We start from the raw sequence: 12741 nt of genomic DNA on the forward strand, positions 1-12741 counted from the left end.
CGACGCGAAGCTGCGGTCAGCGATGGTCAGTTTGGGCAATTCGGATTTAGCCACCTTGCACCGCCGTCACGACCTCGAGCCGGGCACCGTCGAAAAGCTCGGTGGTCCAACGTGATCGCGGGAGAACCGCGTCGTCCATGGCCACGGCCACGCCGCGGTCCGGGAAGCCCAGGGAGTCCAGTAACGCCGCGACCGTGATGCGCGCCTCGACGTCGACCTTCTGCTCGTTGACCACGACGATCATTGGTGCGCTCCCACCGGGGCCAGTTCGGAAACGATCTGTTCTGCCGTCCAGGGCGCCAACAGGAATCCCGACCGGCCGTGGCCGGCGGCGACCAGCGTGCGCGCATCCAGCCGGTGCACCAACGGCAGATTGTCGGGGGTCATCGGGCGCAGCCCCGCGGCGCACTCGGCCAACTCGTATTCGCCGAGGGCCGGCAGCACCGCGCAGGCGTCGTCGAGCAGGTCGCGCACCCCCGAGACCACCGGCGCGGTGTCACGCCCGTGCTCGTACTGGGTGGCGCCGACGACCACCCCGTCCGCGCGGGGCACCAGGTACACCTGCCGGCCGTGCACGCGGGCGCGAATGACCCTCCGCGGCAACGGCATACAACCCCTTCGCCACCGCAGCCGCAGCACCTCACCCTTCACCGGGCGCACCGGCAGGCCGGGCCACAACGCGGGGGCGTCGATGCCGTTGGCGATCACCACCGCGTCGGCCTCGACGCGCGACAGGTCGTGCACCGGCGGCGCCCACCGCACCCCGAGGCGCTCACACTCCGCGGCCAGCGCGTCCAGCACCGCCCGGTTGTCGACGGCCAGTTCGGTGGGCGCCCGGAAGCCGTGCCGGATGCCCTGCGCCAGGAGGGGTTCGACGTCGCGGGCCGCCGACTCCCAGACCACCGGGTGGCCTTGGCCGGACAACCACTCCGCGACGGTACGCAGGTCGGCGACGTCGGCGCGGTCGACGGCCACCACCAGCGACTCGCGGGCGGTGACCACCCCGCCCGGCAGCCCCTCGAGGAACCCGCCCTCGCGCCACAGCCGCAGCGATTCCAGGCCCAGCCGCAACAACCGCTCTTCGCCCGGCCAGCCTTCGCTGTGCGGCGCCAGCATGCCGCCGGCCACCCAGGATGCGCCCTGGTGGTCGCTGCGATGCACGCGCACCGACCAGCCGGCCTGTGCGGCGCGGCGCGCCACCGCGAGCCCGATGACGCCGCCGCCGATGACGGCCAGGGACCCCGATGGGGGTCCCGCGGGCATCCCGGTCATTTTCGAGCCTCCCTTCGCCGGCATGATCCGGATCAGGTGTGACGGTAAGGGCAGGTCCGGAACGCTCCGGCTGTGCCCACTCTCAGCCCCGCAGTCGCCTCGACCACCCGGGACTCCCGTGTCTGGTAGTTCTCTTCGGCTCCACGCTAGCGCGCTAGCGTCTCGGTGTGCATCAACCTCTTACCCGGCTGGCCGCGGCGCGACTCTATTTGTGCACCGACGCGCGCCGTGAGCGCGGCGATTTGGCCGAGTTCGCCGACGCCGCCCTGGCCGGTGGCGTGGACGTCATCCAGCTCCGCGACAAGGGGTCGGCCGGTGAGCAGCGGTTCGGTCCGCTGGAGGCGCGCCAGGAGTTGGCGGCGTGCCAGATCCTGGCCGACGCGGCGCGCCGGCACGGCGCCCTGTTCGCGGTCAACGACCGCGCCGACATCGCCCGCGCGGCCGGCGCCGACGTGCTGCACCTCGGCCAGGGCGACCTGCCGCTGGCGATCGCGCGCGACATCGTCGGGCCGGGCGTGCTGCTCGGGGCGTCCACCCACAGCGCCGACCAGGCCGCCGCGGGGGCGAGCGGCGAAGCGGATTACTTCTGCGTCGGCCCGTGCTGGCCCACGCCCACCAAACCGGACCGCGAGGCGCCCGGCCTGCCGCTGGTGCGGGCGGCCGCCGCGCTGGGAACCGACAAGCCGTGGTTCGCCATCGGCGGCATCGACGAGCGCCGGCTGCCCGAGGTGCTCGAGGCCGGCGCCCGGCGCATCGTGGTGGTGCGGGCGATCACCGCGGCCCCCGACCCGCGGGCCGCGGCCGCGCGGCTCAGTTCGGCGCTGGCAGCAGCGAGCTGATCCGGCGGGTCAGCTGCGAAGGCTCGTGGCCGGCGTCACCGGGCATGCACCACACGAAGACGCCGGCCTCGATCTCGATCGTGCGCGGCAGGTATCGCCGTCGTTCGTCGCCCTCACCCAGCGGCAACACCGCCGGCGCGGTACGCAGCCGCTGCCAGCTGGCCGCGAAGCCCGGATGCAGCGGCAGGTCGGCCACCTCGTTTTCGGCGACCCAACGGATCTCGGCGCTCTCCCCATTGGGCACGGTGTGCAGCAATTCATCGGCGTCGGCGATCACGGTGGTGTAGCTCCACTGCGTGCCGGCGATGCCGGCGACCTCGGCCGTGACCACGGTCGCGCGCACCGTCAGCCGCTCGCCGAGCAGCCCGGCCTCCTCGTTGGCCTCGCGGACCGCGGTCTCCTCCGGTGTTTCGTGGCTGTCCCGGGCGCCACCCGGCAGCCCCCAGGTTCCGCCCTGATGACTCCACACGGCGCGATGCTGCAGCAACACGGCCGGGGTACCGTCGGACTGCGGGGCCCGCAGCAGCAAACCCGCCGCGCCGTAGCGGCCCCAGTAATGGGCGCCGCTGTCGGAGATCACCCAACCGTCACCGTCGCCCTGCACCGATTCAGGATATGCAGACTTGGTTGGGGCGTCGCCAATTGCGTCTGCCTCCACCCATCCACCCGAACATGCTCTTAGACTTCGCTTATAGAGGTCCGTGCAGCGAAATCGAGTGGCCGAGAGATGAGGGCTGATCAAACGTGACGGTTGAGCTGGCACACCCGTCGACCGAGCCGCAGGGATCGCGGTCGCCGGCCGAACCGGCTCATCCACGCTGGTGGTTCATCTCGACGACGCCGGGGCGCATCTTGACCATCGGCATCGTGCTGGCCGCGCTCGGCGGCATCAGCGCCTTCGCCACGTCGACCACCATCAACCACCGCCAGCAGGTGCTGACCACGGTGCTCAATCACACCGAGCCGCTGTCGTTCGCCGCCGGGCGGCTCTACACCACCCTGTCGGTGGCCGACGCCGCCGCGGCGACCGCGTTCATCGCCGAGGCGGAGCCGCAGCCGGTGCGCCAGCGCTACGAGCAGGCCATCACCGACGCGTCCGTCGCCGTGACCCGGGCCTCGAGCGGGCTCACCGACGAACCGCTGGTGCAGCTGCTGGGCCGGATCAACGCCGAGCTGGCCGTCTACACCGGCCTGATCGAGATCGCCCGCACCAACAACCGGGAGGGCAATCCCGTCGGCTCGTCGTACCTGTCGGAGGCGTCGGGCCTGATGCAATCGACGATCCTGCCCGACGCGGCGCGGCTGTATCAGGCGACGTCGGAGCGGGTGGACGCCGAAACCACGGCGTCGACGCAGATCCCCGCCCCGGTCATCATGGTGGTCGGGGCCACCGTGGTCTTCGGGGCGTTCTCCCACCGCTGGCTGGCGCGGCGCACCCGGCGCCGAATCAACCCGGGCCTGGTGGTGGGCGCACTCGCTATTCTCGTCATGGTGGTTTGGGTTGGAACTGCACTGACCATTTCTACGACGGCCAGTCGTAGCGCGAAGGACACTGCCGCGGAATCCCTCAAGACCGTCACCAACGTCGCGATCACCGCCCAGCAGGCGCGCGCCGACGAAACCCTGTCACTGATCCGCCGCGGCGACGAAGAAAAACGCAAGCAGTCGTTCTACCAGCGCATCGATTCCATGCACCGCCAGCTCGACCAGTACATGTCGCGCAGCGACGCCGTGGACAAGCCGGACCTCGAGGGCGCCGACCAGCTGCTGCTGCGCTGGCGGCAGGCCAACGACCGGATCACCTCCTACATCTCGGTGGGTAACTACCGGGCCGCCACGCAGGTGGCGCTGGGCAGCAGCGAAGAAGACTCCACCCCGGCGTTCGACAAGCTGGAAGACGAGCTGGCCAAAGCCATGGATCAGGGCCGCATCACGTTGCGCAACGACGTCATCAACGCGCGCAGCGGACTGTCCGGCGCCCAGGTCGGTGGCGTCGTGCTCAGCCTCGGCGCCGCCATCGCGGTGGCGCTGGGCCTGTGGCCGAGGCTGAAAGAGTACCGATAGTGATCCGCCTGCCCCTGCTTCGCCGGGCGTGCACCGTGGCCGCCGCCGCGGTGGTGCTCGCGGGTTGCGGACACACCGAATCGTTGCGGGTGGCCAGCGTGCCGACGCTGCCGCCGCCGACACCGGTCGGCATGGAGCAGTTGCCGCCGCAACCCCCGCTGCCGCCCGACGGCCCGAACCAGAACTGCGATCTGACGGCCAGCCTGCGTCCGTTCCCCACCAAGGCGGAGGCCGACGCCGCGGTCGCCGACATCCGCGCCCGCGGCCGGCTGATCGTCGGCCTGGACATCGGCAGCAACCTGTTCAGCTTCCGCGACCCGATCACCGGCGAGATCACCGGTTTCGACGTCGACATCGCCGGCGAGATCGCGCGCGACATCTTCGGGGCGCCGTCGCACGTCGAGTACCGGATCCTGTCGTCGGACGAGCGGGTCACCGCGCTGCAGAACTCCGAGGTCGACGTCGTGGTCAAGACCATGACCATCACCTGCGACCGGCGCAAGCTGGTGAACTTCTCGACCGTCTACCTCGACGCCAACCAGCGCATCCTGGCCCCGCGCGACTCGTCGATCGTCAAGGTCTCCGACCTGTCCGGCAAGCGGGTCTGCGTCGCCAAGGGCACGACGTCGCTGCACCGCATCCAGCAGATCGACCCGCCGCCGGTCGTGGTGTCCGTGGTCAACTGGGCCGACTGCCTGGTGGCGATGCAGCAGCGCGAGATCGACGCGGTCAGCACGGATGACTCCATCCTGGCCGGGCTGGTCGAGGAGGACCCCTATCTGCACATCGTGGGGCCCAACATGGCCACCCAGCCCTATGGCATCGGGGTCAACCTGAACAACACCGGACTGGTGCGGTTCGTCAACGGCACCCTGGAACGGATCCGCCGGGACGGCACGTGGAACACGTTGTACCGCAAGTGGTTGACGGTGCTCGGTCCCGCGCCGGCCCCGCCCACGCCGAGGTATCTGGACTGATGGCCGAGCCGGACAAGCAAACCGAGCAGCCGGAACCCGGCCCGGAAGACGTCGCGGACGTCGCCCCGGGCACCCAACCGGCCGACGCCCAGACCGGCGCGGCGACCGGGCGGCTGCAGGCCACCCAGGCGCTGTTCCGTCCCGATTTCGACGACGACGATGACGACGACTTTCCGCACATCTCGCTGGGCGCCCTGGACACCGACCCGCAGGACCGCTTGACGGTGGCGACGCGATCGCTGCCGGCGGTCCGCCAGCTCGGCGGGGGCCTCGTCGAGATCCCGCGCGGGCGCGACATCGATCCGCGCGAAGCCCTGATGACCAATCCGGTGGTGCCGGAGTCCAAGCGATTCTGCTGGAACTGCGGAAAGCCAGTCGGCCGGTCCAGCAAGAAATCCAAGGGCACCTCCGAGGGCTGGTGCCCGTCCTGCGGAAGCCCGTATTCCTTTCTGCCGCAACTCAATCCGGGCGACATCGTCGCCGGCCAGTACGAGGTCAAGGGCTGCATCGCCCACGGCGGGCTGGGTTGGGTCTACCTGGCGGTCGACCACAACGTCAACGACCGGCCGGTGGTGCTCAAGGGTTTGGTGCACTCCGGTGACGCCGAGGCCCAGGCGATCGCCATGGCCGAACGACAGTTCCTGGCCGAGGTGGTCCACCCGCAGATCGTGCAGATCTTCAACTTCGTCGAGCACAAGGATCAGCACAACAATCCGGTCGGCCTCATCGTCATGGAGTACGTCGGTGGGCAGCCGCTCAAGCACGGGAAGGGCGAGAAGCTCCCCGTCGCCGAGGCCGTCGCCTACCTGCTGGAGATCCTGCCCGCGCTGAGCTATCTGCACTCCATCGGCCTGGTCTACAACGACCTCAAGCCGGAGAACATCATGCGCACCGAAGAGCAGCTCAAGCTGATCGACCTGGGAGCGGTGTCGCGGATCAATTCGTTCGGATACCTTTACGGCACACCGGGTTTCCAGGCGCCCGAGATCGTGCGGACCGGGCCGACGGTGGCCACCGACATCTACACGGTGGGCCGCACGCTGGCCGCGCTCACGCTGAACCTGCAGACCCGCAACGGCCGCTACGTCGACGGCCTGCCCGAGGACGACCCGGTGTTGACCACCTACGACTCCTTCCGCCGGTTGTTGCGTCGCGCCACCGACACCGACCCGCGGCGCCGGTTCTGCAGCACCGAGGAGATGTCCGCGCAGTTGATGGGCGTGCTGCGCGAGGTCGTCGCCCACGACAGCGGCATCCCCCGGCCCGGCCTGTCGACGATCTTTTCCCCCAGCCGCTCGACCTTCGGGGTGGACCTGCTGGTCGCGCACACCGACGTCTACCTGGACGGCCAGGTTCACTCGGAGAAGCTGACCGCCCGCGAGATCGTGACCGCCCTGCCCGTGCCGCTGGTCGATCCCGCCGACGTCGCGGCTCCGGTGCTGCAGGCGACGGTGTTGTCGCAGCCGGTGCAGACGCTGGATTCGCTGCGCGCCGCCCGGCACGGGACGCTGGACGCCGACGGGGTCGAGGTGTCCGAGTCGGTGGAGCTGCCCCTGATGGAGGTGCGCGCGCTGCTGGACCTCGGCGACGTGGCCAAGGCCACCCGCAAGCTCGACGACCTGGCCGAGCGGGTCGGCTGGCAATGGCGGCTGGTGTGGTACAAGGCCGTCGCCGAGCTGCTCACCGGCGACTACGATTCGGCCACAACACATTTCATCGAGGTGCTGGACACCTTCCCCGGCGAGCTGGCGCCCAAGCTGGCGCTGGCCGCCACCGCCGAGCTGGCCGGCGACGTGGACAACCACAAGTTCTACGAGACGGTGTGGAAGACGAACGACGGCGTGATCTCGGCTGCGTTCGGGTTGGCCAGATCGCTGTCCGCGGAAGGGGATCGGTCCGCCGCGGTGCGCACGCTGGACGAGGTGCCCGCCACCTCCCGGCACTTCACCACCGCGCGACTGACCAGCGCGGTGACGCTGCTGTCCGGCCGGACCAAGAGCGAGATCACCGAGGAGGACATCCGCGACGCGGCGCGGCGGGTGGAGGCGCTGCCGCCCACCGAGCCCCGCGTGCTGCAGATCCGCGCCCTGGTGCTCGGCTGCGCCATGGACTGGCTGGAGGACAACAAGGCCAGCACCAACCACATCCTCGGCTTCCCGTTCACCGAGCACGGGCTGCGGCTCGGCGTCGAGGCCGCGCTGCGCAACCTGGCCCGCGTTGCCCCCACCCAGCGGCACCGCTACGCGCTGGTGGACATGGCGAACAGGGTGCGCCCCACCAGCACGTTCTAGCGTGTGGCGCCTTAGCCGGGCCTGGCCCGGCCGGGGCCTTCGAGTGTGAACGCTGGGCGGCGACACGCCGAGAAACGCCGCCGTGGATTCACACTCAAAGCCAAGGATTCACAGTCGATTTCGCCAGCGCCGCCCGCACCCGGCGGATGATCGCGGCCGGCGGGTCCTCCGCGACCACCCGGACCACGATCCACCCCAGCTGCTCGAGCATCTCCAGCCGCCGAATGTCCTTGACGTATTGCCTTCGGTCGGTGCGATGTTGATCGCCGTCGTACTCCACCGCGACCATCGATTCCGGCCAGCCCATGTCCAAGTAGGCGACCGGAAGGCCGTCGACCCCCGGCACCGGAATCTGGGTCTTCGGCCGGGGCAGGCCCGCGTCGATCAGGAGCAGCCGCAAGTAGCTTTCCCGCGGCGACTGTGCGCCTGGATCGACCAGGTCGAGCGCGGCCTCCAGCCGCCGCAGCCCGGGCGTACGGGGGTGTGTCATGGCGACCCCCAACACGTCCTCGGCCTTGAAACCCGTTGCGCGGGCGAGCGCGTCGAGCCGGACGACGGCCGAGCGGACCGCGCCCCGCCGCCCGATGTCGAAGGCGGTTCGCGCCGGTGTGGTGACGGCGAGCCCGTCGCGCAGCTGCGTCTCGCCGGCACGCAGCGTGTCCCGGCGCGTCAGCACCCCGCCCGGAGGGCGGGTGTTGGTGTGGATCAGCTCAACCGGAACACCGTCGGGAATCCAGTCGGCACCGTGCAGCGCCGCCGCGGCCGCTCCCCCGATGACCGCCCTGCGGCCCGACCAAAGCCAGGCGGCCCGGGTGCGCACCGGCAGCGACGCCTCCACGTGTGCGGGCAGATAGACGTTCGGAAACACCGCGCGATAGGCCGCCCGCAGCTGGTGGCGACTCAGCCTTCCCGACGTCAACTCCTCGCTGCCGATGAAGGGTTCCTCCATGCCGGGCACACTCGCACCCGGAAGTCGGTCGGGGTGTGCGGCTATCCACAGGGCCGCTAGGGCTAGGTGGCGCCTAGCACACTCACGCAGTCGCGGGCGATGGCCAGTTCTTCGTTGGTCGGCACCACCAGCACGGCGATCGGTGAATCGTCGGCGGAAATCTGGCGCGCCCCTTTGCCGCCACCGAGGTTACGGCGCTCGTCGAGCACGATGCCCAGTTCTTCCATGCCGGCCACCGCGTCGCGGCGCACCGCGGGGTCGTTCTCGCCGATGCCGGCGGTGAAGCTGATGACGTCGGTGTGCCCCAGCACCGCCAGGTAGGCGCCGACGTACTTGCGCAGCCGGTGGGTGAACACGCTGTATGCCAATTGCGCTGCCTGGTCGCCGGATTCGATCATGGTGCGCAGCCGGCGAAAGTCGCGCTGGCCGGACAGCCCCAGCACTCCCGACCGCTGGTTGAGCATCGACTCGATGTCGTCGACTCCCATGTCGGCCGCGTGGGACAGGTAACCGACGACGCTGGGATCGATATCACCGCTGCGGGTGCCCATCACCAGCCCCTCCAGCGGGGTCAGCCCCATCGAGGTGTCCAACGGCCGGGTGCCGGCGATCGCCGAGGCGGAGCAACCGTTACCCAGGTGCAGCACAATCTGTTTCAGGTTGCCGACGGGCCGGTCCAGGAAGCTCGCGGCCTGCTCGCTGACGTAGCGGTGCGACGTGCCGTGGAAACCGTACCGGCGGATCTGATATCGCTGAGCCAGGTCCCGGTCGATCGCATAGGTGGCCGCCGCGGGCGGCAGGTCGTGGAAGAACCCAGTGTCGAACACCGCGATGTGGGCGATGTCGGGCAGCAGCTTTCGCGCGACCTCGATCCCTGTGAGCGCGGGCGGATTGTGCAGCGGGGCCAGCTCGGACAATTCGTGCAGCCGGCCGATCACCGCATCGTCGAGCAGCGTGGGCTGATAGAAAGTGTTGCCGCCGTGCACCACCCGATGCCCCACCGCGACGATACCGCTGTTCTTCAGGTCGATGCCGTCGTCTGCCAGCGCGTCGAACGCGCGGCGCAGCGCGGCATCATGGTCGGGAACCGACGACGATTCCTCCCCGATCCGCTCCACCAGGCCGGTCGCCCGCGCGGCGCCCGAATCCGGATCTACCACTTGGTATTTCAGCGACGACGAGCCGGAGTTGATCACCAGCACCAGGCGCGAGCCGCTCGCTTCCATCACGGCTGTCCCTGCGCCTGGATCGCGGTGATGGCCACGGTGTTGACGATGTCTTCGACCAGCGCGCCCCGCGACAGGTCGTTGACCGGCTTGCGTAGGCCCTGCAGCACCGGGCCGATGGCGAGCGCACCCGCGCTGCGCTGCACCGCTTTGTAGGTGTTGTTGCCGGTGTTGAGGTCGGGAAAGATCAGCACGGTGGCGCGACCGGCCACCGGCGAGTCGCGCAATTTGGTGGCCGCGACCGACGGTTCGATCGCGGCGTCGTACTGGATGGGCCCCTCCACCGGCAGATCGGGATCGCGTTTGCGCACCAATTCCGTTGCCGCTCTGACCTTGTCGACGTCCGCACCGGTACCGGAGTCGCCGGTAGAATACGACAGCATCGCCACCCGCGGTTCGATGCCGAACCGCGCGGCGGTGCGCGCCGAAGAGATGGCGATGTCGGCCAGCTGCTCCGGTGTCGGGTTCGGGATGATCGCGCAGTCACCGTACGCCAGCACCCGGTCGGGCAGGCACATCAGGAAGATGCTGGACACCGTCGAGACATCCGGGACCGTCTTGATGATCTCGAATGCCGGCCGCACGGTGTGCGCCGTGGTGTGCGCGGCCCCGGACACCATGCCATCGACATGGGAGTTGTACACCAGCATGGTGCCGAAATACGTCGCGTCGCGCATGGCCTCGCGGGCCTGCTCGACGGTGACGCCCTTGGCTTTGCGCAATTCGGCGTACTGGTCGGCGAATTCGTGGCGCAGCGGGCTGCTGCGCGGATCGATGACGGTCGCGTCGCCCAGATCCACACCGAGCTCTCCTGCCCGCTGGCGGATGTGGCCTTCGTCGCCCAGGATGGTCAGGTCGGCGACGCGGCGCTGCAGCACCCGGCCGGCCGACCGCAGGATACGGTCGTCGTCCCCTTCGGGTAGCACGATGTGCTTGCGATCCGCCCGTGCCTGCAGCGTCAGCTGGTGAATGAACATCTGCGGCGTGACCACGGTGGGAATCGGAATAGCAAGCTGCGCAAGCAGATCGGCGATATCGACGTGGCTGTCCATCAGCTCCAGCGCGGTGTCGATCTTGCGTTGCGAGGTCGCCGTGACCCGGCCGCGGGCCGAGGCCGCCGCGCTGGCCGTGTCGTAGGTGCCCAGCGCCGTCGCGACGATCGGCAGGCGCAGCCGAAGCCCGGCGACCAGGGCGGCGATGGACGGATGCAGCGCAAAACCCCCGTTGAGCACGATGCACGACAGCGACGGGAAGCCTTCCGCCGCATGGGCGCTGGCGACGGCGAGCACCACGTCGGAGCGGTCACCCGGCGTGATGACCGCCATGCCGTCGCGCAGGCGTTCCAGGACGTGGTCGGCGGTCATTCCGGCGACCAGCACGCCGGTGACCTCGCGCTCGCGCAGGGACTCCTCGCCGCTGACCGGCGTTCCACCGACCGCCTTTTCCAGCTCGGCCACCGTCGGCGCGGACAGCAGCGGCGCGTCGGGCAGCACGTAGCTGCGCTGCGGGAAGCTACGCAGGGCCTGGGCGACGTCGGCGAGCTCGGCGGGCTCACAGCGGTTGGCCACCACGGCGGCGGTGTGGGCGTGCTGGGCGTCCAGTTCGGCCAGGCAGACCTCGACGACGCTGGCGACCTCGGCGGGCGTGCGCCCCTTGCCGCTGACCGTCAGCAACAGCGGCGCACCGAGATTGACCGCGATGCGCGCGTTGGTCGAAAGCTCGGCGGGCCGGGTCACGTCGGTGTAATCGCTTCCGACGATCACCACCACGTCGCACGCGTCGGCCACCGCGTGGTAGGCGTCGACGATGGCGGCGATGGCCGCGTCGCCGTCGGCGTGCAACTGCTGATAGGTGACGCCGACGCATTGTTCGTACGTCAGCCCCGCGGTGGTCCGCGACAACAACAATTCGAGGATGTAGTCGCGGTCCTCGCCGTCGTCGGAGCGCGTAATGGGCCGGAACACACCGACTTTGGCGACGGTCGCGGTCAGCCGGTGCAGCAACCCCAGCGCGACCGTCGACTTGCCGGTCTCCGGCTCGGGGGCCGCGATGTAGATCGCTGTCACTGGATGGGCACGGCGGCGCAGACCTATGCCAGCCGCCGCAGCCGCGGCGCCAGGTCCTTTTCGAAGAGCTCCAGGAACCGGCGCTGGTCGTGGCCGGGCGCGTGGAACACCAGGTGGTTGAGGCCCCATTTCACGTACTGGCCGACCTTTTCGACCGCCTCGTCGGGATCCGACGCCACGATCCAGCGCTTGGCGACCTGCTCGATGGGCAGCTCGTCGGCGGCCTTCTCCATTTCCAGCGGGTCGTGAATGCTGGTCTTCTGTTCGGCCGTCAGCGACAGCGGCGCCCAGAACCGGGTGTTCTCCAGCGCCTTGTCCGGGTCGGTGTCGTAGGAGATCTTGATCTCGATCATGCGGTCGATGTCGTCGGGATTCTTGCCGGCCGCCTCCGCGCCCTCCTTCATGGCGGGCATCAGCTTGTCCTTGTACAGCTCCTCGCCCTTGCCGGAGGTGCAGATGAAGCCGTCACCGGCGCGGCCGGCGTACTTGGCCACCTGCGGACCGCCCGCGGCGATGTAGATCGGGATGCCGCCCTCGGGCACGTCATAGATGGAGGCGCCCTTGGTGTGGTAGTACTCGCCCTCGAAGTCGACGCGGTCGCCCAGCCACAGTTCGCGCATCAGCCGCACCGATTCACGCAGCCGGGCATAGCGTTCCTTGAACTCCGGCCACTCGCCCTCGTATCCGGTGGCGATCTCGTTGAGCGACTCGCCGGTGCCGACACCGAGGAAGATGCGATCCGGATACAGGCACCCCATCGTGGCGAACGCCTGCGCGATGACGGCGGGGTTGTACCGGAAGGTCGGGGTGAGCACCGAGGTGCCCAGCACCAGCCTCTTGGTGCGCTCGCCGACGGCGGTCATCCAGGCCAGCGAGAACGGGGCGTGTCCACCCTCGTGCCGCCACGGCTGGAAGTGGTCACTGACGGTGGCGCTGTCCATGCCGTGCCCCTCGGCGGCGACAGCGAGTTCGACGAGCTCGCGCGGTGCAAATTGTTCAGCGGACGCTTTGTATCCGAGTTTCAGTTCAGCCACTCGTTCTTTCTACTCCTGTCTTG

Annotated in this window: 11 protein-coding genes; 4 read left to right on the forward strand and 7 right to left on the reverse strand. The window is 69.5% G+C overall.

Annotated features, from left to right (window positions below; genetic code table 11):
* Nucleotides 1-46: 46 nt before the first annotated feature.
* The gene (gene thiS, locus DQP57_RS03690; RefSeq protein ID WP_112631693.1) at nt 47-244 is read right to left on the reverse strand and encodes a sulfur carrier protein ThiS; all 198 of its coding nucleotides are present in this window, start codon (nt 242-244) and stop codon (nt 47-49) included.
* Complete coding sequence (thiO, locus tag DQP57_RS03695) at nt 241-1263, reverse strand: glycine oxidase ThiO (protein ID WP_112631738.1); 1023 nt, start codon at nt 1261-1263, stop codon at nt 241-243. The genes thiS and thiO overlap by 4 nt, the downstream gene beginning before the upstream one ends.
* A gap of 176 nt (nt 1264-1439) precedes the next feature.
* On the opposite strand from thiO, the gene thiE reads away from it, so the two are divergent.
* Nucleotides 1440-2111, forward strand: a complete 672-nt coding sequence (gene thiE / locus DQP57_RS03700; protein ID WP_112631694.1) for a thiamine phosphate synthase — start codon at nt 1440-1442, stop codon at nt 2109-2111.
* Here thiE and DQP57_RS03705 read toward each other — a convergent pair.
* The gene (locus DQP57_RS03705) at nt 2083-2715 is read right to left on the reverse strand and encodes an NUDIX hydrolase (RefSeq protein WP_112631695.1); all 633 of its coding nucleotides are present in this window, start codon (nt 2713-2715) and stop codon (nt 2083-2085) included. The two genes, thiE and DQP57_RS03705, sit on opposite strands and share 29 nt — an antisense overlap.
* 140 nt (nt 2716-2855) lie before the next feature.
* Here DQP57_RS03705 and glnX point away from each other — a divergent pair, with 140 nt between their 5' ends.
* From glnX to DQP57_RS03720, 3 genes are read left to right on the forward strand one after another with little or no spacing between them, the layout of a single operon-like run.
* On the forward strand, nt 2856-4175 hold the full coding sequence (glnX, locus tag DQP57_RS03710; RefSeq protein ID WP_112631696.1) for a protein kinase G-activating protein GlnX: 1320 nt from the start codon (nt 2856-2858) through the stop codon (nt 4173-4175).
* The gene (locus DQP57_RS03715) at nt 4175-5152 is read left to right on the forward strand and encodes a glutamate ABC transporter substrate-binding protein (protein WP_112631697.1); all 978 of its coding nucleotides are present in this window, start codon (nt 4175-4177) and stop codon (nt 5150-5152) included. Before glnX ends, DQP57_RS03715 begins: the two co-directional genes overlap by 1 nt.
* The gene (locus tag DQP57_RS03720; RefSeq protein WP_112631698.1) at nt 5152-7443 is read left to right on the forward strand and encodes a serine/threonine-protein kinase PknG; all 2292 of its coding nucleotides are present in this window, start codon (nt 5152-5154) and stop codon (nt 7441-7443) included. The genes DQP57_RS03715 and DQP57_RS03720 overlap by 1 nt, the downstream gene beginning before the upstream one ends.
* A gap of 94 nt (nt 7444-7537) precedes the next feature.
* Here the strand turns inward: DQP57_RS03720 and DQP57_RS03725 are convergent, their stop codons facing one another.
* The 4 genes from DQP57_RS03725 to fgd all read right to left on the reverse strand — a co-directional run bounded on the left by DQP57_RS03725 (nt 7538) and on the right by fgd (nt 12718).
* Nucleotides 7538-8392 carry an endonuclease domain-containing protein gene (locus tag DQP57_RS03725; protein ID WP_112631699.1) on the reverse strand — a complete coding sequence of 285 codons (855 nt, stop codon included), beginning with the start codon at nt 8390-8392 and terminating at the stop codon, nt 7538-7540.
* A gap of 62 nt (nt 8393-8454) precedes the next feature.
* Entirely contained in the window at nt 8455-9618 is a 1164-nt protein-coding gene (locus tag DQP57_RS03730) for an acetate kinase (RefSeq protein ID WP_112631700.1), read from the reverse strand.
* A complete protein-coding gene (gene pta, locus DQP57_RS03735) occupies nt 9618-11684 on the reverse strand; it encodes a phosphate acetyltransferase (RefSeq protein ID WP_112631701.1) in 2067 nt (688 codons plus the stop codon). The genes DQP57_RS03730 and pta overlap by 1 nt, the downstream gene beginning before the upstream one ends.
* Nucleotides 11685-11707: 23 nt before the next feature.
* Nucleotides 11708-12718 carry a glucose-6-phosphate dehydrogenase (coenzyme-F420) gene (gene fgd, locus DQP57_RS03740; RefSeq protein WP_007768513.1) on the reverse strand — a complete coding sequence of 337 codons (1011 nt, stop codon included), beginning with the start codon at nt 12716-12718 and terminating at the stop codon, nt 11708-11710.
* Nucleotides 12719-12741: the final 23 nt, after the last annotated feature.

Source organism: Mycobacterium colombiense, from assembly GCF_003284935.1.
Taxonomy (GTDB): Bacteria; Actinomycetota; Actinomycetes; order Mycobacteriales; family Mycobacteriaceae; genus Mycobacterium; species Mycobacterium arosiense_A.

Excerpts from the sequence above, each read along its gene's own strand:
- DQP57_RS03725 (WP_112631699.1), bottom strand. The coding sequence starts at position 8,392 with ATGGAGGAACCCTTCATCGGCAGCGAGGAGTTGACGTCGGGAAGGCTG.
- DQP57_RS03720 (WP_112631698.1), top strand. The coding sequence starts at position 5,152 with ATGGCCGAGCCGGACAAGCAAACCGAGCAGCCGGAACCCGGCCCGGAA.
- thiS (WP_112631693.1), bottom strand. The coding sequence starts at position 244 with ATGATCGTCGTGGTCAACGAGCAGAAGGTCGACGTCGAGGCGCGCATC.
- thiO (WP_112631738.1), bottom strand. The coding sequence starts at position 1,263 with ATGCCCGCGGGACCCCCATCGGGGTCCCTGGCCGTCATCGGCGGCGGC.
- DQP57_RS03730 (WP_112631700.1), bottom strand. The coding sequence starts at position 9,618 with ATGGAAGCGAGCGGCTCGCGCCTGGTGCTGGTGATCAACTCCGGCTCG.